General features: G+C 61.1%; 28 protein-coding genes and 1 pseudogene. 15 read left to right on the forward strand and 14 right to left on the reverse strand.

Translation table 11 applies throughout. The features are described from left to right. Positions 1 to 4: 4 nt before the first annotated feature. The 6 genes from ACQY6C_RS02245 to ACQY6C_RS02270 all read left to right on the forward strand — a co-directional run bounded on the left by ACQY6C_RS02245 (position 5) and on the right by ACQY6C_RS02270 (position 6,650). Entirely contained in the window at positions 5 to 874 is an 870-nt protein-coding gene (locus ACQY6C_RS02245; RefSeq protein ID WP_427964152.1) for an alpha/beta fold hydrolase, read from the forward strand. Beyond that, positions 874 to 1,449 (forward strand): pyridoxamine 5'-phosphate oxidase family protein, encoded by a 576-nt coding sequence (locus tag ACQY6C_RS02250; protein ID WP_427964154.1) that lies wholly within the window; start codon positions 874 to 876, stop codon positions 1,447 to 1,449. The genes ACQY6C_RS02245 and ACQY6C_RS02250 overlap by 1 nt, the downstream gene beginning before the upstream one ends. A 17-nt stretch (positions 1,450 to 1,466) precedes the next feature. Then, a complete protein-coding gene (locus tag ACQY6C_RS02255; protein ID WP_427964156.1) occupies positions 1,467 to 2,165 on the forward strand; it encodes an endonuclease/exonuclease/phosphatase family protein in 699 nt (232 codons plus the stop codon). A gap of 150 nt (positions 2,166 to 2,315) precedes the next feature. Beyond that, positions 2,316 to 2,654: a P-II family nitrogen regulator gene (locus tag ACQY6C_RS02260; protein WP_427964334.1), complete on the forward strand. Its 339-nt coding sequence runs from the start codon at positions 2,316 to 2,318 to the stop codon at positions 2,652 to 2,654. 19 nt (positions 2,655 to 2,673) lie between these two features. Beyond that, entirely contained in the window at positions 2,674 to 4,011 is a 1,338-nt protein-coding gene (locus ACQY6C_RS02265) for an ammonium transporter (protein ID WP_427964158.1), read from the forward strand. Positions 4,012 to 4,277: 266 nt separating this feature from the next. Next, a complete protein-coding gene (locus tag ACQY6C_RS02270; protein ID WP_427964160.1) occupies positions 4,278 to 6,650 on the forward strand; it encodes a TonB-dependent receptor in 2,373 nt (790 codons plus the stop codon). Positions 6,651 to 6,722: 72 nt separating this feature from the next. On the opposite strand, the gene ACQY6C_RS02275 is transcribed toward ACQY6C_RS02270, so the two are convergent. From ACQY6C_RS02275 to ACQY6C_RS02285, 3 genes are all read right to left on the reverse strand, one after another. Next, the gene (locus ACQY6C_RS02275; protein WP_427964162.1) at positions 6,723 to 7,622 is read right to left on the reverse strand and encodes a sterol desaturase family protein; all 900 of its coding nucleotides are present in this window, start codon (positions 7,620 to 7,622) and stop codon (positions 6,723 to 6,725) included. Then, positions 7,615 to 8,031 (reverse strand): hypothetical protein, encoded by a 417-nt coding sequence (locus ACQY6C_RS02280; protein ID WP_427964164.1) that lies wholly within the window; start codon positions 8,029 to 8,031, stop codon positions 7,615 to 7,617. Before ACQY6C_RS02280 ends, ACQY6C_RS02275 begins: the two co-directional genes overlap by 8 nt. A 73-nt stretch (positions 8,032 to 8,104) precedes the next feature. Then, positions 8,105 to 8,551, reverse strand: coding sequence for a TIGR01244 family sulfur transferase (locus ACQY6C_RS02285; RefSeq protein WP_427964166.1), 447 nt, complete (start codon positions 8,549 to 8,551; stop codon positions 8,105 to 8,107). A gap of 271 nt (positions 8,552 to 8,822) precedes the next feature. Between ACQY6C_RS02285 and ACQY6C_RS02290 the strand changes: the two genes are divergently transcribed. The 7 genes from ACQY6C_RS02290 (at position 8,823) to ACQY6C_RS02320 (ending at position 15,694) form a co-directional block, all read left to right on the forward strand. Further along, positions 8,823 to 9,578, forward strand: coding sequence for a cold-shock protein (locus ACQY6C_RS02290; RefSeq protein WP_427964168.1), 756 nt, complete (start codon positions 8,823 to 8,825; stop codon positions 9,576 to 9,578). A gap of 120 nt (positions 9,579 to 9,698) precedes the next feature. Beyond that, positions 9,699 to 10,889 carry an aspartate aminotransferase family protein gene (locus ACQY6C_RS02295; protein WP_427964170.1) on the forward strand — a complete coding sequence of 397 codons (1,191 nt, stop codon included), beginning with the start codon at positions 9,699 to 9,701 and terminating at the stop codon, positions 10,887 to 10,889. Then, positions 10,886 to 11,848, forward strand: a complete 963-nt coding sequence (gene argF, locus ACQY6C_RS02300) for an ornithine carbamoyltransferase (RefSeq protein WP_427964172.1) — start codon at positions 10,886 to 10,888, stop codon at positions 11,846 to 11,848. Before ACQY6C_RS02295 ends, argF begins: the two co-directional genes overlap by 4 nt. 53 nt (positions 11,849 to 11,901) lie before the next feature. Next, positions 11,902 to 12,792, forward strand: a complete 891-nt coding sequence (locus ACQY6C_RS02305; protein WP_427964174.1) for an Hsp33 family molecular chaperone HslO — start codon at positions 11,902 to 11,904, stop codon at positions 12,790 to 12,792. 108 nt (positions 12,793 to 12,900) lie between these two features. After that, on the forward strand, positions 12,901 to 13,296 hold the full coding sequence (locus ACQY6C_RS02310; protein WP_427964175.1) for a DUF3617 domain-containing protein: 396 nt from the start codon (positions 12,901 to 12,903) through the stop codon (positions 13,294 to 13,296). Positions 13,297 to 13,371: 75 nt separating this feature from the next. Continuing rightward, positions 13,372 to 14,067 carry a 7-cyano-7-deazaguanine synthase QueC gene (gene queC, locus ACQY6C_RS02315; protein ID WP_427964177.1) on the forward strand — a complete coding sequence of 232 codons (696 nt, stop codon included), beginning with the start codon at positions 13,372 to 13,374 and terminating at the stop codon, positions 14,065 to 14,067. Between the two features lie 25 nt (positions 14,068 to 14,092). Next, positions 14,093 to 15,694, forward strand: coding sequence for an MFS transporter (locus tag ACQY6C_RS02320; protein ID WP_427964179.1), 1,602 nt, complete (start codon positions 14,093 to 14,095; stop codon positions 15,692 to 15,694). Between the two features lie 12 nt (positions 15,695 to 15,706). Here ACQY6C_RS02320 and ACQY6C_RS02325 read toward each other — a convergent pair whose 3' ends face one another. The 8 genes and pseudogenes from ACQY6C_RS02325 to ACQY6C_RS02360 all read right to left on the reverse strand — a co-directional run bounded on the left by ACQY6C_RS02325 (position 15,707) and on the right by ACQY6C_RS02360 (position 21,546). Continuing rightward, positions 15,707 to 16,276 (reverse strand): superoxide dismutase family protein, encoded by a 570-nt coding sequence (locus ACQY6C_RS02325; RefSeq protein WP_427964181.1) that lies wholly within the window; start codon positions 16,274 to 16,276, stop codon positions 15,707 to 15,709. Between the two features lie 93 nt (positions 16,277 to 16,369). Then, on the reverse strand, positions 16,370 to 17,500 hold the full coding sequence (locus ACQY6C_RS02330) for an OmpA family protein (protein ID WP_427964183.1): 1,131 nt from the start codon (positions 17,498 to 17,500) through the stop codon (positions 16,370 to 16,372). Positions 17,501 to 17,686: 186 nt separating this feature from the next. Beyond that, positions 17,687 to 18,205 carry a DUF2793 domain-containing protein gene (locus tag ACQY6C_RS02335; protein ID WP_427964185.1) on the reverse strand — a complete coding sequence of 173 codons (519 nt, stop codon included), beginning with the start codon at positions 18,203 to 18,205 and terminating at the stop codon, positions 17,687 to 17,689. Continuing rightward, a pseudogene (locus tag ACQY6C_RS02340) lies at positions 18,147 to 18,344 on the reverse strand (hypothetical protein); the annotation flags it as partial. The gene ACQY6C_RS02335 and the pseudogene ACQY6C_RS02340, both read right to left, overlap by 59 nt. After that, a complete protein-coding gene (locus ACQY6C_RS02345; protein ID WP_427964187.1) occupies positions 18,248 to 18,556 on the reverse strand; it encodes a DUF6127 family protein in 309 nt (102 codons plus the stop codon). The pseudogene ACQY6C_RS02340 and the gene ACQY6C_RS02345, both read right to left, overlap by 97 nt. Next, on the reverse strand, positions 18,553 to 19,710 hold the full coding sequence (locus ACQY6C_RS02350) for a phage portal protein (protein ID WP_427964189.1): 1,158 nt from the start codon (positions 19,708 to 19,710) through the stop codon (positions 18,553 to 18,555). Before ACQY6C_RS02350 ends, ACQY6C_RS02345 begins: the two co-directional genes overlap by 4 nt. 19 nt (positions 19,711 to 19,729) lie before the next feature. After that, positions 19,730 to 20,989 carry a DNA-packaging protein gene (locus ACQY6C_RS02355; protein WP_427964337.1) on the reverse strand — a complete coding sequence of 420 codons (1,260 nt, stop codon included), beginning with the start codon at positions 20,987 to 20,989 and terminating at the stop codon, positions 19,730 to 19,732. Between the two features lie 83 nt (positions 20,990 to 21,072). Next, positions 21,073 to 21,546 (reverse strand): hypothetical protein, encoded by a 474-nt coding sequence (locus tag ACQY6C_RS02360; protein ID WP_427964191.1) that lies wholly within the window; start codon positions 21,544 to 21,546, stop codon positions 21,073 to 21,075. A gap of 240 nt (positions 21,547 to 21,786) precedes the next feature. On the opposite strand from ACQY6C_RS02360, the gene ACQY6C_RS02365 reads away from it, so the two are divergent. Then, a complete protein-coding gene (locus tag ACQY6C_RS02365) occupies positions 21,787 to 22,449 on the forward strand; it encodes a YqaA family protein (RefSeq protein WP_427964193.1) in 663 nt (220 codons plus the stop codon). Here ACQY6C_RS02365 and spt read toward each other — a convergent pair. After that, on the reverse strand, positions 22,442 to 23,659 hold the full coding sequence (gene spt, locus ACQY6C_RS02370) for a serine palmitoyltransferase (protein ID WP_427964195.1): 1,218 nt from the start codon (positions 23,657 to 23,659) through the stop codon (positions 22,442 to 22,444). The two genes, ACQY6C_RS02365 and spt, sit on opposite strands and share 8 nt — an antisense overlap. Continuing rightward, positions 23,659 to 23,901: an acyl carrier protein gene (locus ACQY6C_RS02375; protein ID WP_427964197.1), complete on the reverse strand. Its 243-nt coding sequence runs from the start codon at positions 23,899 to 23,901 to the stop codon at positions 23,659 to 23,661. Before ACQY6C_RS02375 ends, spt begins: the two co-directional genes overlap by 1 nt. 159 nt (positions 23,902 to 24,060) lie before the next feature. Between ACQY6C_RS02375 and ACQY6C_RS02380 the strand changes: the two genes are divergently transcribed. Beyond that, positions 24,061 to 24,618 (forward strand): Pycsar system effector family protein, encoded by a 558-nt coding sequence (locus tag ACQY6C_RS02380; RefSeq protein ID WP_427964199.1) that lies wholly within the window; start codon positions 24,061 to 24,063, stop codon positions 24,616 to 24,618. A 24-nt stretch (positions 24,619 to 24,642) separates the two neighbouring features. Here ACQY6C_RS02380 and ACQY6C_RS02385 read toward each other — a convergent pair whose 3' ends face one another. Next, entirely contained in the window at positions 24,643 to 25,011 is a 369-nt protein-coding gene (locus ACQY6C_RS02385) for a response regulator (protein WP_427964201.1), read from the reverse strand. Position 25,012 lies beyond the last annotated feature (1 nt).

Below are 25,012 nucleotides of genomic sequence, written 5' to 3' on the forward strand. Positions count from 1 at the left end.
CGCCATGACGCTGACCGGACCGACTTCGCAAACCTTCATCTCGCAGCGCCTCAGGCTGCACTGTGTCGATTGGGGCAATCGCGGCAAGCCGCCTCTCGTGCTCGTCCATGGCGGGCGCGACCATTGCCGCAGCTGGGACTGGGTAGCGGAGGAATTGCGCGATGACTGGCATGTGATCGCCTTCGACCATCGCGGCCACGGCGATAGCGAATGGGTCTCCGACGGCAACTACCAGTCGAATGACATGGTCTATGACCTGGCGCAGCTGATCCACCAGCTTGGCGTTGGGCCGGTCACGATCGTCAGCCATTCGATGGGCGGCAATGTCTCGCTGCGCTACGCGGGCACATTCCCCGATATGGTCAAGAAGATCGTCGCCATCGAAGGGCTGGGACCCAGCCCCACGCGTCAGGCGGAATTGCGCGATCGCCCCTATCCCGAACGGCTCAACGAATGGATCGGCAAGAAGCGCGCCGCATCGGGCCGAACTCCGCGCAAATATGAAAGCATCGAGGCGGCATTCGCCCGAATGATCGAGGAGAACTCCTACCTCACCGAAGATCAGGCGCGGCACCTGACGATCCACGGCGTCAATCGCAACGAAGACGGCACCTATAGCTGGAAGTTCGATCCGCATCTCAACGTCTGGCCGGTCGAGGACATTGCCGACGAGTTCCTGCATCAGACCTGGGCTGCGATCTCCGCCCCGACATTGCTGCTCTATGGGGCGGATAGCTGGGCCTCCAATCCGGAGAAGGACGGGCGGCTGGTCCATTTCAACAACGCCAGCGTGATCGAGTTCGAAAACGCGGGGCATTGGTTGCATCACGACCAGTTCGAACGCTTCATGGCAACCCTGAAGGACTTCCTCTGATGGCCGAATTCTTCGATGAACTGAGTGACAAGCACATTGCCATGATCGAACGGCAGCCGGTCTTCTTCGTCGCCACGGCTGCGGCAGAGGGGCGCGTCAACCTCAGCCCCAAGGGCTATGATGCCTTCCGCGTGCTTTCGCCCAAACGGGTCGCCTATCTCGATCTCAGCGGATCGGGCAATGAAACGCATGCCCATCTGGTGGCAGACGGCCGCATCACGCTGATGTTCTGCAATTTCCAACAGCCTGCGCTGATCCTGCGCATCTATGGTCGCGGCGTGCCGGTCCTGCCGCAGGATGACGGTTGGGACGAGCTGGCGGCACATTTCACTCTGCTGCCCGGCACGCGGCAGATCTTCGTGATCGAGATCGAAAGCGTGCAGACGAGTTGCGGCTGGGGCGTTCCGCTTATGACCCTGGAAACCGAACGCGATACGCTGGTGAAATACCATCGCCAGACGGAACCTGCGGCCTGGGAAGAAAAGGTGGCTGGCCGCGTGCGGAGCATAGACGGCCTGCCCACCCGCGCCTCTGACCGCTATATCGCGGGCAATGTGGAGGCCGCCTCGGAGTGAGGCCAGCGGGAAGTAGCGTGGAGCTCACTTTCGCCAGCTACAACATCCACAAGGCGGTTGGGCTGGACCGGCGGCGCGATCCCGAACGCATCATCACCGTGCTGCGCGAACTGGATGCAGACATCATCGCTTTGCAAGAGGTTGATCGCCGCTTCGGCCAGCGCGCCAGTGTACTTCCGCGCGCGCTGCTCGACGATACGCCCTGGCGCGAAATTCCGGTGGCGAAGCGCCCCCGCAGCCTCGGCTGGCATGGCAATGCGTTGCTGGTGCGCCGCTCATACGGGATCATCGGCGGGGAGGCGCTCGATCTGCCCACGCTGGAGCCACGCGGCGCGGCGATGGGAGAGGTGAAGGTCGATGGCCGCGCGATCCGCATCCTGGGCACGCATCTCGATATTTCGGGGCTACGGCGAAGCGATCAAGTGAACGCGATGCGGGCTTATTGCGCCGATGGCGGGCGCAAGCCGACAGTCATTTTGGGGGACTTCAACCAGTGGGGCCGGTTGACGGGGGCAATGCGCCACTTTGGCCTGGGCTGGCAGGTCATCACGCCCGGGGCGAGCTATCCCTCGCGCCGCCCGATCGCACGGCTGGACCGGATCGTGGCTACGCCGGAATGGGATTATGTCGATAGCGGCGTGCACCATAGCTCGCTGGCGGTGCAGGCATCGGACCATCTGCCGGTCTGGGCGCGGCTGAAGTTGCCCAAAAAATGACCAAATGATTAAAAATTAGGCAGGCGTTGCGCGTCCGGTCTGAGTACTACTCTGCTAACCCACTGCGATAAAGCCCAATTTCGGTATTGGCACACCTCTTGCTGCTCATATGTGGCCGGGACAAGGCCCGGAATGCAGAAAGGGGCAGGGATGAAGTTCATCATCGCCATTATCAAACCGTTCAAGCTCGACGAGGTGCGCGAAGCACTGGGCGGCATCGGCGTTGCCGGCATGACCGTCTCGGAAGTCAAGGGCTTCGGTCGCCAGAAAGGCCAGACCGAAATCTACCGCGGAGCCGAATATTCGACCAATATGCTTCCCAAGGTGAAGATCGAAATCGCTGCGAGCGACGAGATCGCGCCGCAGGTGGTCGAAACCATCCAGCAAACGGCCAGCACGGACGCCATCGGTGATGGCAAGATCTTCGTGCTCGATCTCGCCAGCGCAACCCGCATTCGCACCGGTGAATCCGGCGAAACGGCTCTCTAAGCTCATGAGGGGTAACACAATGATCCGCAAAATTTCATGCGGCGTGGGGGCCCTCGGCGCCTCGATGTTCGCCGCGACTGCCGCCATGGCGCAGGAAGCAGCCGAAGCTGCTCCCGCCGTCGCCAATCCGGGCAACAATGCCTGGATGATGACTTCGACCGTCCTGGTTCTTATGATGATCCTGCCGGGCCTGGCGCTGTTCTATGGCGGCCTGACCCGTTCCAAGAACATGCTGTCCACCATGACGCAGGTTGGTGCCGCTGCGGCACTGGCCATGTTGATCTGGGTCTGCTGGGGCTATTCGCTGGCATTCGGCGCAACCAGCTACGAAGGTATGCTCGGCTCCTTCATCAGCGGGGGCAGCTACTTCCTTTCATCGGTGACGGTTGACAGCACCGCTGCAACTTTCTCTGACGAAGTGATCAGCGAATATGTCTTCGTCAGCTTCCAGATGACCTTTGCCGCGATTACCGCTGCGCTGGTCTTTGGCGCGACGGTGGAACGCCTGAAGTTCTCGGCTGCGATGGTATTCACCGCCATCTGGCTGACGATCGTCTATTTCCCGATTGCTCACATGGTCTGGGCAGGCGGGGGCCTGATGTTCGAATGGGGCGCGCTCGATTTTGCTGGCGGCACCGTGGTCCACATCAATGCCGGTGTTTCGGCTCTCGTCGCCTGCCTCATCCTCGGCAAGCGCCAGGGCTTCCCTGCTGAACCGATGCCGCCGCACAGCCTGACGCTGACCATGGTTGGCGCTGGCCTGCTGTGGGTTGGCTGGTTCGGCTTCAACGCCGGTTCGGAGCTCGAGGCTGACGGCACCGCCGGTCTTGCCATGATCAACACCTTCGTCGCGACCGCTGCTGCCGGTCTGACCTGGATGGTTGTCGAGCGTCTTTCGGGCCACAAGGCTTCGGCGCTGGGCTTCGCTTCTGGCATCATCGCCGGCCTGGTCGCAGTTACGCCAGCTGCCGGTAACTCCGGCCCGCTCGGTGCGATTGTGCTGGGTGCAGTGGCTTCGGCAGTCTGCTTCTTCGCGGTCTCCAAGCTCAAGCCCAAGCTCGGCTACGACGATTCGCTGGACGCTTTCGGCATCCACGGCATCGGCGGCATGATCGGCGCCATCGGCACCGGCATCGTCTATTCGCCCGCACTGGGCGGCCCAGGTGGCGATGACTTCGCCATGGGCGCACAGGTCTGGATCCAGATCAAGTCGGTGCTTGTCTCGATTGGCTGGGCCGGCGTCGGCACCGCAATCGCGATCTACATCGCCAAGGCGCTGACGGGTCTGCGTGTTTCCCCCGAAGTCGAGAGCGATGGCCTCGACATCGGCGAGCACGGCGAACGCGCCTACAACTGATCAACCAGTTTGGCGGGGCGAGGAGTTCTTTCTCCTCTCCCTCCTCCCCCGCCTCACTACGTTCCTCCTGCGAACGAACGACTTGGTAAGGGCCGGAGCCAGTAGCTCCGGCCCCTTTTTTGTGTCCGCAGGCCCTGTGGCGGCCAAGTAACACGCGCGAAGAAAAGGCAAGAACTGCGAAATCCGCGCATTGCCAGAATAGCGTCACAATTCCAGAAGCCAGCCGTGCACGGGAAATATCCCGCTACATCACAGGAGGAACCCCCATGATCTATTCACGAACCCTGCGCGCTGCCATGCTGGCAAGCTGCGCGATCGGGCTGGCAGCCACCCCTGCATTTGCGCAGGACGAGGCTGCAGCGCCCGAAGGCAATGTCATTGTCGTGACCGCGACGAAGCGCAGCTCGACGATCCAGGACGTGCCGTTCTCGATCAATGCGCAAACGCAGGAAGACATTCAGCGCTCCGGCGCAACCACACTGGAAGACCTGTCGCGCAACGTAGCGGGTCTCTCGGTCCAGAACCTCGGGCCGGGCCAGAGCCAGGTTTCGGTACGTGGCGTTTCGGCCGGCCAGGTCGTTCGCGACCAGCCCGGCGTGAAAGAGCAGGTCGGCGTCTATCTCGACGAATCGGTGATCTCGCTTTCGCTGTTTACGCCCGATCTCGACCTGTTCGACCTCAATCGCGTCGAAACGCTGCGCGGTCCGCAGGGCACGCTGTTCGGTTCGGGTTCGGTCGGCGGCACGATCCGCTATATCACCAACCAGCCGCAGATGGGTGTTACGGAAGGCTCGGTCGAGGGCAACGTCAACCTCGTCGATGGAGATGATCTGGGCTGGCACCTCAAGGGCGCAGTGAATGTCCCGGTGGGTGACAACGCCGCATTCCGCGCCGTCGGCTATTACACTCAGTACGGCGGATTCATCAATGCGATGGGCCCTGCAGGCGGCGAGGATATCAATGGCGGCGAGCGTTATGGCGGACGCCTGGCGTTCAAGCTCGATACCGGCGAAGGTTTCAGCATCACGCCGCGGATCGTCTATCAGAAGGTCAAGGCGGACGGATTCAACCGTCAGGAAATCTTCAATCTCTATGCCAACCCCTACACGACCACGCGGCCTGCCGTGACGTTCAACGAGCGTGAGCAGTATCTGCTGCTCCGCGAGGCATTCGAGGACGAAACGCTGATCGCCGATTTGGTGGTCGAAGCCGATCTTGGCGCAATCACCATGACTTCGGTCAGTTCCTACACCAATCGCGATATCCTGGTTAGCCGCGATGCGAGCGCGCTGACTGGCTCGGTCTCGGTGGATCTCGGCTATCCCGATGCGGGTGTGCTGCTGCCTTCGAACCTGCGCGACACCACAGACGTCGAAGGGATCACGCAGGAACTGCGCTTCGCTTCCGACTATGACGGTGCGTTCCAGTGGGTGATCGGCGCGTTTTATTCGCAGACCGACCGCTTCTATCGCCAGCGCCTGCCTACCCCCGGTTATGCCGCTGTAACCGACGCCACTCTGGGCGCGGGAACCTCGGCCGCCGTGGCGAATGGCTTCTCTGATCTCGATTCGCCCTACAATGCCGACCTGCCCTATGACATCGAGCAGTTCGCGGTGTTTGGCGAAGGCACTCTTGCAGTCAATGACGCGCTCGACATCACGCTTGGCGCACGCTGGTACGACTTCAGTGAAGAACGCCAGTTCATTTCGGGCGGACTGTTCGCCAATGGCGACAATCAGACCGACAAGACCAGTTCGGACGGGGTTAGCCCGCGCCTGCTCGTCAGCTATGACGTCAACGACAGTATCACGCTCAATGCGCAGGCTTCGAAAGGCTTCCGTCTCGGCGGCGTGAACGATCCGCTCAACATCACGCTGTGTTCGGCAGAGGATGCGGCGCTGTTCGGTTCGTTCCAGTCCTACGATGATGAGTCGCTGTGGAACTACGAGATTGGCGCAAAGACGCAGGGCCGCGGCTTCTACGCCAACGTCGCCGGCTTCTATAATGACGTCAAGAACCTGCAGGTAACGCTGGATGCCGGTAGCTGTTCGTCGCGCGTGGTCTTCAACGTCGACAAGGCGCACACGATGGGTGTCGAAGCCGAAATCGGCCTTTCGCCGACCGCAGGCCTGGACCTTGTCTTTTCGGGCAGCCTGATCGAGGCAGAGTTCGATTCCACACTGCCCGAGCCATTTGCGACTGCCACCGGCATTCGTAATGGCAACCGCCTGCCATCGGTGCCGAAGTTCCAGCTTTCCGCTTCGGGCAGCTACGAATGGCCGGTAAGCGATTCGGCGGATGCCTATCTTTCGGCCTCCTTCACCTATGTCGGCAATCGCTACACGCAGCCGGCCGATCAGGAAGGCAACCCACGGACTTTCGTCCATGGCCTTCCGTTTGGCGGAGCGCCTGCAGATGCATCGACCACGGTGGACCTGCTGTTGCCGTCCTATAACCTGCTGAACCTTTCTGCAGGTATCGACTTCACCAGCGGCCTGTCGATCATCGGCTACGTCAACAACGTGCTGGACGAGAACGCATTGCTCAGCTTCGACCGTGAACGCGGCGGCCGGGCACGCCTGGCGTATCGCACCAACCAGCCGCGCACATTCGGCGTGACGGTTCGCCAGAGCTTCTGACGAGCCTGAAAAGATGATTTTGGAGGGGCGGGCCTGCGGGTCCGCCCTTTCTATTTGGACGTCCGGTCCGGGCTATTCCCGGGCGGTCCGTTCCTGCCAGCGCTCCCGGATCATGTCGGAAGTCTCACGGCTGCCGTCATGCGTCCAGCCCGGTTCGCGCAGCAGATAGCCAAGCTTGCTGCCCCAGGGCGCGTGCCACATGTCCTGCGCGATCCCGATCCATTCGTGGAACACCGCCCACAACAGATTGAAGCTGCCGAGTTGTTTGACGATGCCATAGCGGATCGTCTCTTCATCCGTCTCGGGTTCGAAGGTCCCGAACATCTTGTCCCAAACGATAAAGACCCCGGCATAATTGCGGTCGAGATAGCGAGGATTGGTGGCGTGGTGCACGCGGTGGTGGCTGGGCGTATTCATCACCGCTTCGAACCAGCGCGGCATCCGGTCGATCGCTTCGGTATGGATCCAGAACTGGTAGATCAGGTTGAATCCGCCGCAGATCGCAATCATCACCGGATGGAAACCAAGCAGCACCAACGGTAGCTTGAAGGCGAAGCCCAGCGTCAGAAAGCCGGTCCAGGTCTGCCTGAGCGCAGTCGAGAGGTTGTAGTGCTGGCTCGAATGATGGTTGACGTGGCTGGCCCAGAACCAGCGCACGCGGTGGCCGAACCGGTGGATCCAGTAATAGGCGAGATCATCGAGTACGAAGCAGGCCGCCCATGCCCACCACACGGTCCACCATTCGGCCCCCAGATCGAACAGCCGGAATTGCCAGATCCAGAGGAACAGTGCCAGGAACGCACCGCCGGTCAGCAGCCCGGCGACCGTGCTGCCCAGGCCGAAGGCAAGGCTGGTAAGCGTATCCTTCGGCTCATAGGCGCCGGGTCGCTTCCTCCAGGCCCAGATCATCTCGATCAGGACCAGCAGGACGAAGCCGGGCACGGCATAATCGGTTGGCGAAAAGTCAGGCATCGCTGCTTCTATATATGCTCCGAATCTCCGCGGCCCAAGTTTCCGCGCCTTCGAGAGTGAGGTGGACCGGCCCAAAGCGCTTCTCGCCGGTATCGATCAACAAACGCTCGCCATCGCCTTGCGCCTGCGCGCCTGCCGAAAGGATGCGTCCGGCGAAATGCGTTCCATGGGGCCGCAGCACCAGTAGCCTGCCGCGGGCATCGCGCATGATTGCGCCGCGCCCTTCGGCGTCGATCCCGATTGCGACCGGGTCGAATCCGCTCACCGCTTCGTCTGCTGCGCGGCGGGCATCTGCCTCGTTCTCAAGCCTGGGGGCGGGCCCCAGCTTCAGCCAATAGGCGATGCCTGCCAACGCGAGAATCGCCAGTAGCGAGCCGAGAAACTGCGTCAGGGTGGACGACGTATCCATATGCGATGGATTGGCACGAGCTGCGCCTTGCGGCAAGCGCACCGGTGTAGCTAGCGATGTTGGGCGATTTCGATCAGTCGTTGGCCTGAGCTGCAAGCGCATTCATCGTGGCGCGGACGGGCGTGACGTCATAGCCGGCAGCGGCCGCTGCCTCCGCAATCGCATCAGGCGATTCGCCTTGCTTGGCTCGCGCCATGGCCCACAGCAGCGTCGAGCGCGTACCGCTGCGGCAATAGGCCAGCACCTTGCCTTGTGCACCCGACAGAGCATCTGCCATCGCATCCACCTGCGGCATGCTGAAACCGGAATGGGTAACGGGGATGGCAACATAGTCCAGTCCCGCAGCAGTGGCGGCGGCTTTGATCTCCGGACCTTGCGGATCGTCGGGTGATTCGCCGTCAGGTCGGTTGTTGACGATCAGCGTCACGCCCTGGTCGCGTGCCCTGGCGACGTCTTCGACCTGGATTTGCGGACTTGCCAGCACCGAGTCTGACAAAGTGCGGAAAATGTCATCAGCCATGCTTCGCTCATGCCCAAATCGCTCATTCCGGGCAACTGAAATCCCGAAACGTGCGAATCAACAGCCTATGCCAAAATGTCACAATAATGCTCCAAACGGCGGGTCTGCGTTAAATCATTCGCTTGGCATGCAATTGTGCGCTATGAAGATGGTTTGAATAGGTGGGGAAACCGGCCATTTGCCGGCGTGCCTGCCGTGTCCGGTAAGGCAGTCGTCCGCACTACCGGCGCAGTTGACAGGCGGGGCGGCGTTACAGGGTACGAATTAAGTTATGGGTTATGACAGAGGGCGCCGCCGGGGTCGGGACAAGCGCGACGGTTTCGGCGAGGACGGCTTCGACCCCTTCGGCGGTGGAATGGACAGCTACTCGCCGCCAGGTGATTTCGGGGGTGGCAATCGGTTTGGTGATGACCGCCAGGGCGGCGATCGCGGTCGTGGCGGTGGTGACCGCTTCGGTGGTGGCGACCGGTTTGGCGGCGGCGGTGGCCGCGGCCCGGGCGGCGGCGGCGGACAGGGCGGCGGCTTCAACCGCATGCCCGCGCAGGTCGTCGGCACCGGCAAGGGCACCGTAAAGTTTTTCAACGCCCAGAAAGGCTTCGGCTTCATCCAGCAGGAAAGCGGCGGGGATGATATCTTCGTCCATATCAGCGCGGTCGAGCGTGCCGGGCTGGAAAGCCTCGCTGAAGGCCAGGGGCTGGAGTTCAATCTGGTTGATCGGGGTGGGAAGATTTCTGCTCAGGATCTCCAGATCGTGGGCGACGTCATCGAAACGCCTCAGCGTGCCGCTGCTCCGCAGCGCGAGCTGACGGGTGAGAAGGCGACCGGAACCGTGAAGTTCTTCAACTCAATGAAGGGCTTCGGCTTTCTGGTGCGCGACGATGGCCAGCCGGATGCCTTCGTGCATATCAGCGCGGTGGAGCGTTCGGGCCTTAGCAGTCTGAACGAAGGCGAACGCTATGAGTTCGACCTTGAGGTCGATCGACGAGGGAAATACTCGGCGGTCAACCTTGTGCCCGTTCAAGGCTGATCAGCAAGGCAAGGCCTGGCGGTTTGACCGGGCTTTGGCGACAATCTAAACGGAGCGAAGTGGCGGCCCATAGGGTCGCCATTTCTCGTTTCCCATGTTGATTTGAGCAGAGGTTCCAAAATGTCGATCACCCCATTGATGCCCGTATATCCGCGTTGTGGAGTGCGGCCGGTTCGCGGCGATCATTGCCACCTGATTGACGAGGACGGCACGCGATATCTCGATTTCGCATCCGGGATTGCGGTCAATCTGCTGGGCCATTCGCATGAGGGGCTGATCTCGGCCATCCAGGAGCAGGCGGCGACACTGATGCATGTGTCGAACCTCTATGGCAGCCCGCAGGGTGAGAAACTGGCGCAGACGCTGGTCGACAAGACTTTTGCCGATACGGTCTTCTTCACCAATTCAGGTGCGGAAGCCGTGGAATGCGCGATCAAGACAGCGCGTGCCTATCACCAGCATGATGGAGACGAGACCCGGTTCGAGCTGATCACCTTCGCCAACGCCTTCCACGGGCGCACGATGGCGACGATCAGCGCTTCGAATCAGGAAAAGATGCATCACGGCTTCTCGCCGCTTCTGGCCGGTTTCAAATATGCAGAGTTTGACGATCTCGAATCAGCCAAGGCGTTGATGGGGCCGCACACTGCCGGCTTCCTGGTCGAACCGATCCAGGGCGAAGGCGGTATCCGCCCGGCTTCGGAAGGTTTCATGAAGGGCCTGCGCGAACTGGCGGATGAGCATGATCTGATGCTGGTGCTGGACGAGGTGCAATGCGGCGTTGCCCGCACCGGCGCGCTCTATGCGCATGAGCATTACGGCATCGAGCCGGATATCATGGCCACCGCCAAGGGTATCGGTGGCGGTTTCCCGCTTGGCGCGTGCCTTGCCACTGAAAAGGCTGCGCGGGGCATGGTGTTCGGCACTCACGGCTCAACGTATGGCGGCAATCCGCTCGCCATGGCAGCGGGAAGCGCGGTGATGGAAGCCGTCGCAAATGACGAATTTCTGTCTGAGGTGCGCGAGAAGGGCGACCGCCTGTGCAGCCGGTTGGAACAGTTCATCGGCAATTATCCCGAACTGTTCGAGTGTATCCGGGGCAAGGGCCTGATGCTTGGTATCAAGATGAAGGTCGAGAGCCGGCCTTTCTTCGTCCACCTGCGCGACAATCATCAGCTTCTGACCGTGGCAGCTGGAGACAACACCTTGCGTGTACTGCCACCACTGGTGATCGGGGATGCCGAGATGGACGAGTTCTTTGAAAAGCTATCGGCTGGCGCGGCGAGTTATTCGCCGGAAGGCGCCTCATGAGTGGGGATGAGGCTCTCGATCTTGCACCAGTGGTGCGGAACCTGATCGACCTGTCGGATGCTGGCGGGGATGCCATCGCGGCGATGATCAACGATGCCATCAACCGCAAGGCGGCGCGCGCAGGCTGGCCCAAGGGTAAACCTGATGCCGATGCGCCGCTGGCAGGTCGCGTGCTTGCCATGATTTTCGAGAAGAGTTCGACCCGCACCCGCGTCAGCTTCGATATTGCCATGCGCCAGCTAGGCGGTTCCGCGATCATCCTCGATTCGGGCACGTCGCAACTGGGCCGGGGTGAATCGATTGCCGATACCGCGCGCGTGCTCAGCCGCATGGCTGACGCGATCATGGTCCGCACGGACGATCACGCCAAGATCGAGGAGATGGGGCAGTACGCCCACGTGCCGGTGATCAACGGCCTGACCGATCGTTCGCATCCCTGCCAGATCTTGGCCGACCTGCTCACTGTGATTGAGCATGGCAAACCCTTGCCGGGCCTCGAAGTCGCATGGTTCGGGGATGGCAACAATGTTCTGCATTCGATTCTCGAGGCTGCGGGCCTGATGAAGTTCAACGTCCGCGTTGCGACGCCCGAAGGCTATGACCCGGAAGGCGAATTCGTGGAGATGGCGCGAGCGGGCGGTGCGCAAGTCACCATGACGCGCGATGCAAAAGAGGCTGCTTCCGGGGCGGATGTAATCGTGACCGATACCTGGGTTTCGATGGGCCAGGATCACACGAACAACAAGCTTGCGGCCATGGCACCCTATCAGGTCAATTCGGCATTGATGGCGAACGCCAAGCCCGATGCGATCTTCCTGCATTGTCTTCCCGCACATGTGGGCGAAGAAGTGACGGAGGATGTCTTCGAGAGCGCGCAGTCGGTCGTCTTCGACGAAGCTGAGAACCGCATTCACGCCCAAAAGTCAGTGCTCTTGTGGAGCTTCGGCCTGCTGGGTTGAAGGCTGTGTAGCGGGGCTTATCATTGGCCACGTTCAAACCCATATGACTTGCCATGACTGATCAGGCCGAGATCTATCGCGATCAATTGCTGAGCTTCACCCTGCCATCGCGCAGCGCGCGAGGGCGGGCCGTGCGGCTGGATCATGTGCTCGACGAGATACTCGCTGCGCATGATTATCCTGCGCCGATCACCCTGCTTCTGGCAGAGGCGCTTGTGCTTGCTGCGCTGATGGGTGGGCTGCTCAAGGGCGATGAGGCGCAGATGACCATGCAGGCGCAGACCGAAAACGGTCCGGTGCGGCTGCTGGTTTGCGATTATCGTGCGGGGGAAATGCGCGGTTATGTCGATTTCGACAAGGCACGCTTGGCGGAGCTGGGCGCAAACCCGTCGCTGTTCGCTCTGTTTGGCCAGGGCTATCTTGCGATCACCTTTGAGACATCCAAGGGCCGCCGGTATCAGGGGATCGTTCCGCTCGAAGGCGATTCGCTAGCTGCAGCCTGCGAGCGCTATTTCGTGCAGTCGGAGCAGGTTCCGACAATTCTGCGGGTTGGCGTCCGTTTCGGTGAGGGAGGCTGTATCGCTGCCGGTCTGCTGGTCCAGCACCTTGCCGATGGCGAGGAAGGACGCGAACGGTTGCATGTTCAGCTCGATCATCCCGATTGGGAACATGTCTCGGCTCTCGCGACGACGATCAGCCATGACGAGCTGGTCGACAGCGGACTGTCGATGGAAGCGCTTGTCTGGCGCCTTTTTGGCCGGGAAGATGAAATTCGCGCCTGGCCTGGCCGGGAAACCAGCAAGGGCTGCCGCTGTACAATCGAGCATTATGAAAGCGTTATCGCCCGATTCCCGGAAGATGAACGCGACGCTATGCGCAACGATGACGGATTGATCGTGGTTGACTGCGCATTTTGCTCGAAAGAGTTTCGTTTGGATGCTTGACCTGCCGAACGCCGTTCAGTGACGGTTTATCGCCATTGTGGCAGCACTTAGAGGCTGCTGGGTCATCCAGGTCCTGGAGAGTTAAGTATGAATCGATGGAGCAAACGAGTGTTTTCAGGCCTGGCAGTGGTGCTGGGCGTGGCGGCATTTGGTGTTTCCATGCCAGGGCTCGCTCAACCTGGATCGCTTGCCATGCTGGACGCATTGGCGAAGGGCGAGTGGACCGTGCGCTTCCGCGACGGGACTGCGAGCCGCAAAATCTGCCTGCAAGATGGGCGAGAGTTGATCCAGCTCCAGCACTCGGAAAACAATTGCAGCCGGTTCGTAGTCGAAGATGGACAGGCACAGGTGACTGTGCAGTACACCTGCGCTGGCAATGGCTATGGCCGCACAAGCATCAGACGCGAAAACAATTCGCTTGCTCAGATCGAGAGCCAGGGCATCGCCGATGGCTTGCCCTTCCAGTTTACAGCAGAAGCGCGCCGGACTGGGGTTTGCAACTGACCGCGGTTGCGGTGACGTACGGCGATCTGCGAAAGCATTGATTGCAAGATTGGGCTGGGGCGCTAAGCCCATCCGATGATCAGCGAAACGGATGATGCAGTGAAGCGGGCAGTTGTTCTGCTTTCCGGAGGGCTCGATTCAATGGTCTCGGCGGCTCTGGCGCGTGAGCAGGGTTTTGCAATCCATGCGCTGACGATCGATTATGGCCAACGGCATCTTCGCGAATTGCAATCGGCCGAGACAATCGCTGCCAAGCTGGGTGTGGACCGCCATGTCGTGCTACCGCTCGATTTGCGCCGCTTTGGCGGGTCGGCGCTCACCGATGATATCGAGGTGCCGAAGGATGGAGTGGGGGAGGAGATTCCCGTCACTTATGTCCCGGCGCGAAACCTCGTGTTTCTGGCGCTGACCGTGGGCTTTGCCGAAGCGAGTGGCGCACGCGATATCTTCATCGGTGTCAATGCTCTCGATTATTCGGGATATCCTGACTGCCGACCCGAGTTCATCGCCAGTTTTGCAGAGACTGCGCGATTGGGGACGAAGGCCGGAGCCGAAGGGCAACCATTCCGGATCAATGCGCCGCTCCAGCATATGACCAAGGCCGATATCGCCCGCGAATGCGCGCGGCTTGGTCTCGATCCCGCCTGGAGCTGGTCCTGCTACGATCCGGCACCGGACGGGAAGGCTTGCGGATTATGCGACTCCTGCAGGCTACGCCGAAAGGGCTTTGCAGAGGCCGACATAACCGACAACACGAATTACGCGGCTTAGCTCCGCGCCAAAGGGGAGAGAAGGAATGAGAGAGCCGCAAGACGGAGACACGTCTCAGCAGAAACAGGCGGTCCCGTCATACAGTTGGTATGCGCTGAGCGTACTGGTCTTGATCTACGTTCTCAATTTCGTCGACCGTCAGATTCTCTCAATCCTGGCCAATGACATCAAGGCCGATCTGAATCTGAGTGATGCCGACCTTGGCTTTCTCTACGGCACGGCCTTTGCCGTCTTTTACGCGCTTTTCGGAATCCCCTTGGGGCGCCTCGCGGATAGCTGGCACCGCGTTCGCCTGATGTCGATCGGGTTGGCGTTGTGGTCGATGATGACTGCCTTATCTGGATTTGCGAAGAATGGTACGCAGATCACATTCGCGAGGATCGGAGTTGGCGTGGGTGAGGCCACCGCCAGTCCATCTGCCTACTCGCTGATTTCCGACTACTTTCCTCCGCGTCTTCGAGCGACTGCGTTGAGCATCTACTCTTCAGGACTCTACATCGGTGGAGGTCTTTCGTTGCTCATCGGCGGATTGATCGTCGAGAACTGGAACAAGAGTTTCCCCAATGGTGGTCCACTGGGTCTGGCGGGCTGGCAAGCGGCTTTTGTAGCCGTGGGTCTTCCGGGGTTGTTGCTCGCGCTCTGGGTGCTCTCGCTACGGGAGCCCAAGCGCGGTGCGATGGAAGGGATCGAGAGCCGACAGGATCCGGCGCCCTTTCGCGGGTTCACCCGAGAGCTCTTCACCGTCATTCCGCCTTTTACATTTGTCGGAGCGGCGCAGCGCGGGCCTGTGGCGTTTGCGATCAACGTTCTGGTTGCAGTCCTGTTTGGATTGGCGGCAATCGCCATGACATGGATCACCCAGTCGGAGGCGGGATTTGTTACCGTTCCGCCGATAGCCGACCAATGGCTGTTCATTGCAATCGGGTATTATGCGGTGTTTTGCTGGGCATCGGCCCTACGCCGAAGGGATGCGCCGACGTTCCGTCTGATTTGGGGAGCTCCGGCATTCCTGGTTACGGTTGTCGGGTACTCCTGCGTATCCTTCATGGCCTACGCCACTTCCTATTGGGCTGCGCCCTATGCCGAGCGGGTGTTTGGCGTTCCCAAGAGCGAGCTCGGGTGGCTGGTCGGCGCACCAGGCGCTGTGGCTGGCTTTCTCGGTGTCGTGCTGGGAGGCTGGGCTGCGGACAAGCTTCATGAGCGGATGCTCTCCGGCCGGGTCTTTGTGATACTGTTCGGTCTTCTGTCACCAGTCCCTGCAATGTTGATTGCGTTTACGACCGCAAGTCCGCCCGTTTTCTATATCGCCAATTTTTTCGCGGGCATGTTGGCGGCTTCGGCTCTTGGCGCTGCCGCTGCAACGACGCAAACGCTTGTACTTCCGCGGATGCGTGCGACAGCCACCGCCACATTCTTTCTGGGCACGACGTTGCTCGGCCTTGCCCTGGGGCCATATATGGCGGGCTATGTCTCGGCCAATAATGGGGACGACCTTGCCGCGGGAGTGCTATCGACACTGATCATTGTCCCGGTCGGGCTCGTTGCGCTTCTGTCTGCGATCAAGCTGGTCCCCAAGGCGATCGAAGACACATTGAAAAACGCAAGAGAGGCTGGCGAACCTGGCTGAGCCTGGAACGCGTCAGCCTTCCTCGCTCGGCACGCCCTGCACGACACCACATGCGATACGAGGGCCGGCGGCTCCAGCAGGATCGCTCTTGTAATCATCCGCGCCGGTATGGATCATTAGTGCTGTCCCGTCGGCATCGAAGATGGTTGCCAAATTCGCGGCTGCGTCACCTTCAACCGAGACGGTCAAGGCAATCTTTCCGTTTTCGGGAATATCTATGTTGGGCAGGTCGCCCAAATGTGCTCCGCCTTCGCTCAATTTGCCATGGGCCTTGCCTGCAGGATTGAGATGTCCGCCTGCTGATTTGAAATCGGGCGCGTCGCATAAACCGGTAGTGTGCAGGTGAAGTGCATGCGTTCCTGGCTCCAGCCCTGCCAGACCGAGTTGGATTTCCAGCCGGGAACCTTCCTTTGCCAAGCTGGCGGTGCCGACTTCCTCGCCGTCTGTCGAAATCAGGGCGGCTTGGCCGACGATTTCGGCAAGGGCCATGTGTTCCTCGCCTTCGCTCATTTCCGGGTTTCCCTCGGCGCACCCGGTTATGAGGGTCGCCGCCCCCAGGCTGACGATCATTAGTGCGCGCATCGATATTTCCCCTTCAAAGCAAAATCCTATCGCTCAACGCAAAAGGGGCCGGATCGCTCCGGCCCCTCCTGATTTTTCGCTGAGCGAAGTTCCTTACATGCCCGAGCCCGGACCGTAAGTGACTTCCACGCGGCGGTTCTGCAGTTCGCGAACACCGTCAGCGGTCGGGACGCGCGGTTGCGATTCGCCGAATGCTTCGCTGGTGATGCGATCTTCAGGAACACCGCGACCTGCCAGATACTCGCGCACTGCAGTGTTACGACGTTCCGACAGGCCCACATTGTAGGTTGCCGAACCCGAACGGTCCGCGTGACCTGCCAGCATGACGCTCGCCATGCCGCAATCAGCATAAGCGCTGACGGCATTGTCGAGGATCGTCGCAGCTTCCGGCGTAATGTCCGACTCATCCCAGTTGAAGAACACGATGTAGGGACCCGTGTTGCAAACCGGTGCCGGCGGCGGAGGCGGCGGCGGAGGCGGCGGAGGTGGAGGCGGCGGAGGCGGCGGCGGCGGCGGAGGCGGCGGAGGGGGTGCCTCGCCACCAAAGTTGTAGGTCAGCGTGCCGAGGATCGAGTGGCTCTTGAAGTCGGTTTCAAGACCAGCACCGCCAGCGTCGACGATCTTCACATTGGGCGCGTTGAAGTAACGATACTTCAAACCAACGTCCCAATTGTCGGAAATCGGCGCGCGCACACCAGCAAGAGCTTGCCACGCAAAACCGGTGTCCGAATCATCGAACGCATTGACGCCGTTCGAGAAAATCGTGCCCTGAAGCTCGGTGCGGGCAACGCCAACACCACCACCGACAAAGCCCTGCAGGCCATCATCGGGGCCAAAGTCAAGCAGGCCGTTGAGCATGAAGCTCAGCGCATCTGTCTTGCCATTGGCCTCAACAGTTCCACCGCCAAAACGGTTTGCTGCGGTTCCCAAAGGCAGGCCTACTGTTCCAAGGTTGACAGAGTCGAGGTCAGCTTGACGATAGCTGGCTTCAGCTTCGAGGCGGAACGCTCCGAAGTCGTAACCAACCGTGCCACCGAAATCATAGCCGGTGTCGTGATCAAGTTGAGCCTGACCAGCTGTACCGTTGAGATCGATATCGACATCAAGATCTTCGACGAGCATGACACCGCCTTCAACCCCGACGTACCACTGGTCGTCGCGGGCGAGAGCCGGCGTCGCAAGCGCCGTCGAAGCCATCGCCATTCCTATGACGAGTTTGCGCATTACTTTAATCCCCTTCTTAGCGAACTGGAGCCACCGCCAGCTTTCTAACTTTTCCACTTGGCGGTGGCAAGCAGACATTCTGCCCAAACTGTTGCAAATAAGCCTCTATCTGGTCTCGATTTGCATCCTGACAGCAGGAATTGGACAGAACATCTACCTAAACAGCAAGAAGTGACCAACGTTCCGTTAATTCTGGGAAAAAACTCCTGCTGCACTCAACGCGGCGAGGATTTCGGCGATTGAGGCGCGCGCTTCCGTGTCGACGACCACTCCGCCGCTCGGCGGTTGAGGTTCATTCAGGCTGCTCCACTGTCCGATGAACAAGTCGATCCTGCCCAGGCTGCGGTTATAGGCGCGAAATCCATCATACGGGACAATGAAACGCCATTCGCTCCCATGGAAGAAAGCCAGATTATCGTCCTGCCCCGTCCACTCGGCCTGGCCCGGAGTTGCCACGATCCACATTTCACCATCGGCGGGGGTATTTGGAGGGGTCGTCTGCACGCCCTCTACGACCGGATGCAGCAAGGCATCCATGATGGCGAGTCCTTCGTTTACGAAGAACTCTTTCTGGGCCTGCCCGGAGATCCGGGCGATGCTGCCAATAGAGCGGCAGCGGTTCTCTCCGTGCCGCCAGGGTACGGATGAATGCGCCGGGAAGGATCGTGTCGCGCGCGCCATCGGGCCGGTCGAACAGCGCGGCATATCCGGCGAAGCGCAAGGCCCCGTCCTGAGCCTGTCGAAGGATCACCGTAGCAGCTCCGCAGCGCCGAGCTTCACCGCAATGCCGATCAGCAGCAGAGCGAGTAGCCCACGCACGGTCCAGTCGACCAGCGCCTTCCACGCACTCTTCTTGGCATCGCGCCAGGCGCCGAGCAGTTCGCGCAGCTCGTCGAGATCGTCCTGCGCATCGGCATCGGACAGGCCCAAATGGCGCAGAACGCGATTGGCGGTGAGTTCGCTCGTCTCTTCCACGATCGCGCGTAGCGTGACGAGTTCTCCGCCTTCACTGGCAGCCTGCGCCATCAGCCGGGCAAGCAGTTCCTCGCGGTTCATGCGCGCGCTCCTTTCGCATCAAGGCCAAGCATGGCCCGCTTTTCGCTTTCGCTGAGGAATTCGGCTTCGGAGACCTGCTTCCACAGCCGCTCTCGGTCTTCCGACAGCGCAGTGACCTGATCGAGATCGACCGAGAGCCGCGCATCGGGGAACCACGGGGCCAGCCCTTCACACAGTGCGGAGAGCAGCTTGTCCGCCAGCGGCAGCAGCGTCAGCCGCCACAGCGCGCGGTTGGCCTCGCGGTAATTGGCATAGGTGTTGTCGCCCGGCAGGCCGAGCAGCATGGGCGGTACGCCGAAGGCGAGCGCGATGTCGCGCGCCGCGGCGCTTTTGAGCTCGGCAAAATCCATGTCTGCCGGGCTGAGCGCCATCGACTGCCATTTGAGCCCGCCGTCGAGCAGCATCGGCCGCCCGGCATTGCCTTGCCCGGCGAAGGCTGCGGCGAGTTCCGACTTCAATCGTTCGAACTGGTCGGCGGTAAGGCCGGACCCGTCCCCTGCATCATAAACCAGCGCGCCCGATGGCCGCGCGGCATTCTCAAGCAGCGAACGGTTCCAGTTCGAGGCCGCATTGTGGATCGCGATTGCCTGATTGGCCGCGGCGAGTGTGCCCGCGCCATAGTGATCGTCTGCCGGGTGCATGGCCTTGATATGGATGAGCTCGGGCCAGCCGTTCTCGTCTTCAAGCCCGATGGTCAGGACCTGCGTGGCGAGGCGGTACTCATAGGCGCAGGGCCAGCCATCCGGCCCGGCGACGACATTCACGCGTTCGGGCCGCAAGGCGAACAGCTCGACCGGGGTGCCGCTGCCATCCTTGACCAGCTGGACATAGCCATTGCCGTGCAGGAGCAGATGCGCGGCCAGCGTTTCGAGCAGCGGCTGGCCCGCGCTGGTGGCCTTGACCAATGCGCCGAGCCGCTCGTCGCTCACGCTCAGCGGCGCCCGCCCGATGCTTTCGGCGACAATGCGGACGGCGCGTTGCGCGATAGGGTTGGCGAGGAAGCCGCTGCGGATCGCTTCGCCATAATCGAACGGCCTGCTGCCGCCCGATTGATCGAAGGCCAGCGCCCAGGGAGAGACGAAACCGCGCGCAAGCGGCACGCGGCTTTCGCCCCCGCCCTTGAAGGCGGAAGCGAGCGTTGTGAGGAAGGACATGGAAACTCCTCTATATGGATCAAATATTCGTGACGCGCGGGGTGGCGCGGCGATGGAGCATCAACTCACTCAGCGCCCAGACCAGCGCATCGGCGCGATCGGGCGAGCGGCCCGGCCCTTCGTAGCCACCGCCGGCCATCATTCCGCAAAGCTGGTCCTCCAGCTTCGGGAACATGCCCGCATGGCGCACACGCCCGGCTTCGTAGAGCGCCGCGACCGGCTCTGCTCTTGCTGCCTTGCCGCGGCTGGCGTGCACTAGCGTGACCGGCATCGAATAGTCTGCGGCGCGCAGCACGCTTTCGACCATCGCGCCGCCCTGATTGGCCTCGGCAATCACGCGGTCGGCCTGCCAGTTTCCGGCTGCGGTAGCGACCGCGCGCGCCCAGCCTTCGGGGCTTGCGCGCTCAATCGAACAATCGGCCAGCACGCATCCGCTTCCGTCCTCTGCCAGTCCGCAAACCACGATCCCGCAGGCATCGCCGTGAGTGGAGGCAGGCGGGTCGACCCCGACCACCACCCGGACAAGCGGTGGAGCGAGCGCCACGCGGCAGCGCTCGAGCAAGGTCCGGCTCCATAACGCGCCTTCGATCTCCTCGATCAGTTCGCCGCCCAGTTCCTGCCTGGCAAGCAGTGTGTCGCCGAACTCCCGCGCCATTGCGGTGAGGAAGCTGTCCGGCAAATTGGCGGCATTGGCCCGCGATGCACCACCGGTCACCACGGTCGCCGGGTTGGACATCAGGCGTCGCATCAACGCGGTGTTGCGCGGCGTGGTGGTGGCGACGATCCGCTGATCCTTGCCCAGCCTCAGCCCGAGCAGGAGGTTGTCCCAGCATCGCGTGGCCCGCTCATGGGCCTGGGGCCACTTGCCCAGCTCGTCGCACCAGGCATGGCTATGTTGAGGGCCTCGCAGGCTTTCCGGCTCGGCCGCCGAATAGAGAAATGCCTGTGCTCCGTTCGGCCAGCGCAGCCGGTGGAGCGAAGGCTCGAAGATCGGGCGTTGATCGGGCGGGGAGCAGGCAATCAGCCCGCTTTCGCCTTCGACCATCACACTGCGCGCTTCGCCAAGCGATGCGCCGACCAGTGCAATGCGTGCGAAGCCGTCGCTTTCGGCGATCTGGCGGGTCCATTCGGCCCCGGCGCGAGTCTTGCCGAAGCCGCGCCCGCCCATCACCATCCACACCTGCCAATCGCCCTGGGGCGGGATCTGCCCATCGTGGGCGTGAACCCGGAAATATTCGCTCCAGTGGACTGCCGCGAGTTGTGCCTCGTCTCGTGGCATGTCGGCGATCGCTGGTGCGCGCGCTACCGCATCGACTTCACCCATGAAATCATAGCCGACCTCGCCCGGCGCTTCGGGTTCCGTCACTGGATCGTCTGTCCTTCCGCTTCGCGCTTGGCGAGCACGCGCTGGCGAAGTTCCTCCAGCTTGGCGTCGATGATTGCGCGGGCCCTGGCCGCGTCCATGTTGCGTCGCTGAGCGTGTTCCTGCGCCATCGTATCGCGATGCAAGGCGAGCAGTCGCAGCGCCGCGCCATTGTCATGTTTGGGGCCGTCTTTCGGCTCGCCAGCGCGTAGACGGGCGAGCAGCTCCAGCTCGAGATGCTGGTATCCCTCGACCAGCGCGGCGTGCCACTGGCGAGCGAAATCCTCCTCTTCGCGGCGTACCTTGTAGGCGCGGCTGGGATTGATGCCCGCGCGCTTGGCGGCTTCGCTCACATTGGAGGTTTCGGCGAGGCAATCGAGAAACAAGCCGCGCCAATGGCGGTTCAATCCGTCTTTCTCGCCGGTCTTGAGTTGCCGTTTGATCTTGGTTCGCTTGTTGCGGGATTGCGGCATGGGCTGGATTCCTTGCTGCGCGTGGAGCGCGAAACGCAAAAGGGCGGCCGATCCCCGTCTGTCGGAGAATGGGCCGCCCTGCTGGCGAATCACACTATCGCGATGTTCCTGTTATGTACCTAAACAGCGTTACGATGTCAATAGAAAAGTGCCAAATAGGTTAGATTGATTGAAGGTTGCACGGTGACTCCCGCTCGCCTAATCCCCGCTGACCCGGGACGCGCGAGGAATTTCACAGACATGCTGCGCAAGCTTTACATCTGGACGCTGGAGAAGGCGGCGCATCCGCATGCCGAATGGTGGCTGGCGCTGTTCGCTTTCATCGAAGCGAGCTTCTTCCCGATCCCGCCGCACCCGCTGCTTGGCATCATGTGCCTGGCCGAACCGAAGAAAGCGGTGCGCTTTGCCATGATCGCGACACTGGCTTCGGTCGCGGGCGGGTTCCTGGGCTATGCGATCGGCTGGGGGCTCTACGATCTTCTCGGCGACTGGCTGATTGGCCTGCTGGGAATGGAGGAAAGCTTCCCCGTTGCGCAATGCTACCTGCGGCAGGAACCGTGGGCAGTGTTTTCCGTCTTCGTTGCCAAGGGGGTCACGCCGATCCCGTTCAAGCTGCTGACCATCACCTCCGGTTTCGTGCATCTGCCGCTGTGGCTGTTCCTGATCGCCAGCCTCCTTTCGCGCTCGGTCAGCTTCATGATCGTGGGCGTGCTGTTCCGCGTCTTCGGTGCGCCGATCAAGGCCTTCATCGACAAATATCTCGGCCTGGTAACGGTAGGCTTCGTCGTGCTTGTGGTCGGCGGTTTTGCCGCGATCATGCTGTTGGGCGGCGACTCGGAACCGGCAAGCGAGGCGTGCTTGTCGGCGGGAGCACCGGCTGTCATGCAGAGCGAAGCTAAATAATTCCCACTGCCTTCCCCGCGCGTTCGAACATGCCGAGGATGGTTTCGACTTCCTCGGCGCTATGCTCGGCACAGAGCGAGCAGCGCAGCAGTGTCATATTGGCGGGCGTTGCCGGCGGTCGCGCAAGATTGACGTAGAGCCCTTCGTGCAGCAGCGCTTCCCACATCGCTGCCCCGCGCTCCAGATCGGGCATGATGACCGCCACGATCGCGCTTTGCGGCTCGGAAGTGCCGAGCTCGAAGCCAAGCTCGGTCAGGCCGGAATGGAGACGCTTGGAGTTTTCCCACAGATGCGCGCGCTTGTTCGATCCGTGCATCAGCTTGCGGATCGAAGTTGCGGCGGTCGCCACAACCGAAGGCGGCAATGAGGCCGTGAAGACATAGGGGCGGCAGACCAGCCGCATGATCTCGAACTTGGGATGGTTGGAAACGCAGAATCCACCGACCGTACCGACACTCTTGGAAAAGGTGCCGATGATGAAGTCGACATCGTCGATCACGCCCTGATCTTCGGCCACCCCGCGGCCATGTTCGCCGATAAAGCCCATCGAATGCGCTTCGTCGACCAGCACCATGGCACCATATTTCTTGGCGACCGCGATCATCTCTTTCAGTGGAGCGACATCGCCCAGCATCGAATAGACGCCTTCGAGCACGACCAGCTTGCCGGCACCTTCCGGGATGCGGCGCAGGCGCTTCTCCATCGCTTCGATATCATTGTGCTTGAACGGCACGATTTCGGCATTGCCCATCGCGCAGCCATCCCAGATCGAAGCGTGGCTATCGATGTCGAGCACGACATAGTCGCCCTTGCCCGCGATTGTGGAGATGATTCCAAGGTTGGCCTGGTATCCGGTCGAGAACACCATGGCGTGGTCCATGGCGTAAAATTCCTTAAGCGCTTCCTCGCATTCCTTATGGCCTTGGTACGTGCCATTCAAAACGCGGCTGCCGGTGGTCCCGCTGCCGAAATTCTCCAGAGCCTGTTCGCCCGCTTCGATCACGTCGGGATCGAAGGTCATGCCCATGTAGTTGTAGGTGCCGAGCAGGATGGTGTCGCGCCCGTTGCAGATTGCGCGGGTGGGCGAGAGCACTTTCTCCATTACCAGATTGAAGGGGTCCTCGACCCCGCTCGCGAGCAGCCCCTCGCGCATCTGGATCAGCTCGTCGAACTTGGAGAACAGATCTCCGCCTGCGGCATTATCGCTCATTATTCACCCTGTAGCTTGGCGACCGCATCCACGAGCTGGCCGTAATTCTCGATTTCGGCCTGCTGGTTCATGCTGATGATAATGTCGAACTCGTCCTCGATAGCGGCGACAAAGTCCATCACCGTGAGGCTGTCGAATTCGAGATCGTTGGCGAAGGTCGTCTCTTCCTTGATCTCGATTTCCTTCTTGTTGAAGGGTTCGATCTGCGAACGAATGCGCTGGTCGACTTCGGCACGATCCATGAGTGAAATTACCCTTTTGTTGTGTTGGCGCGGCGCCTGCCACGCGAATACGGCGGAAAAGCGGCTCTTCCCCCTGCTTGTCAAGTTTGCAAAGCGCTGGCAATCCTGCATCCAGCCTTAATCGGGCAATTCGAACCAGGCGCAGCGTTAGGGGAACGAGTGGCGGACGATCCGGAGAGAATGGACGTGAGGCAGGATGCGGTGCAGGCACCGCCATCCTATTCGCAGCACGCCATTCACCTGGTGCGCACGGTTCAGCTCAACACGCTCAAACTTTCGCAAATGGCCGATCAGAAGGCGTCGATCCTGATGGGCGCGACTTTCCTGGTCTTTTCGCTCACGGTCAGCCGCGCGCTGGTGGGTGAGCTTTCCTGGGCGATGATTGTCCTGGCATTCTCGGCCTTTCTCAGTTCGCTGTGCGCGGTGATCGCGGTGCTGCCTTCGATCAAGAAACCGCGCCCTGGCACATTCAAGCCCAACAAGCTGTTTTTCGGGCATTTCTCCGATCTCGATGAGGAAGAATGGCAGGCCGATGTGTTGCACGAGCTGGAGCAGGACGAGACGGTGTTTCGTGCCATGCTGCACGATATCTACCAGAACGGGCAGGTTCTGCAGCGCCGCAAGTACCGCTTCCTGGGTATCGCCTATCGCATTTTCATCGCCGGCTTGTTCGTGACGATGGCGATCTATGCCGCCGAGTTCGCCCTGCTCGGCTGATGAGCCGGTCTGAGGCAGTGCGGCCTATCCCGGCAGCAAATCTTTCACCGCATTCATGAAGGGCACGATCGAAACCGGCTTCGCCAGATAGCCCGCGGCGCCTGCATCGCGAATGCGTTCCTCATCGCCTTTTCCGGCATAGGCCGTCACGGCCAGTACCGGAATGGCCTGCAATTGGAGATCCTGCTTGGCTTGCTCGATCAGATCCACGCCCGAAATATTGGGCAATTGGATGTCCATGATGATAAGATCGGGATCGACCCGGCGCGCCGTGTCCAGTGCCTGTTCGCCGTCAGCTTCCGGCTCAACCTCGAAGCCGTTGGCTTTCAGCACGTCGCAGAACAATTTCCGGTTGAGGTCGTTATCCTCGACAACCAGGATTCTCTTTGCCACT

The sequence above is a fragment of the Altererythrobacter sp. genome (genome assembly GCF_050299635.1).
GTDB lineage: Bacteria > Pseudomonadota > Alphaproteobacteria > Sphingomonadales > Sphingomonadaceae > Erythrobacter.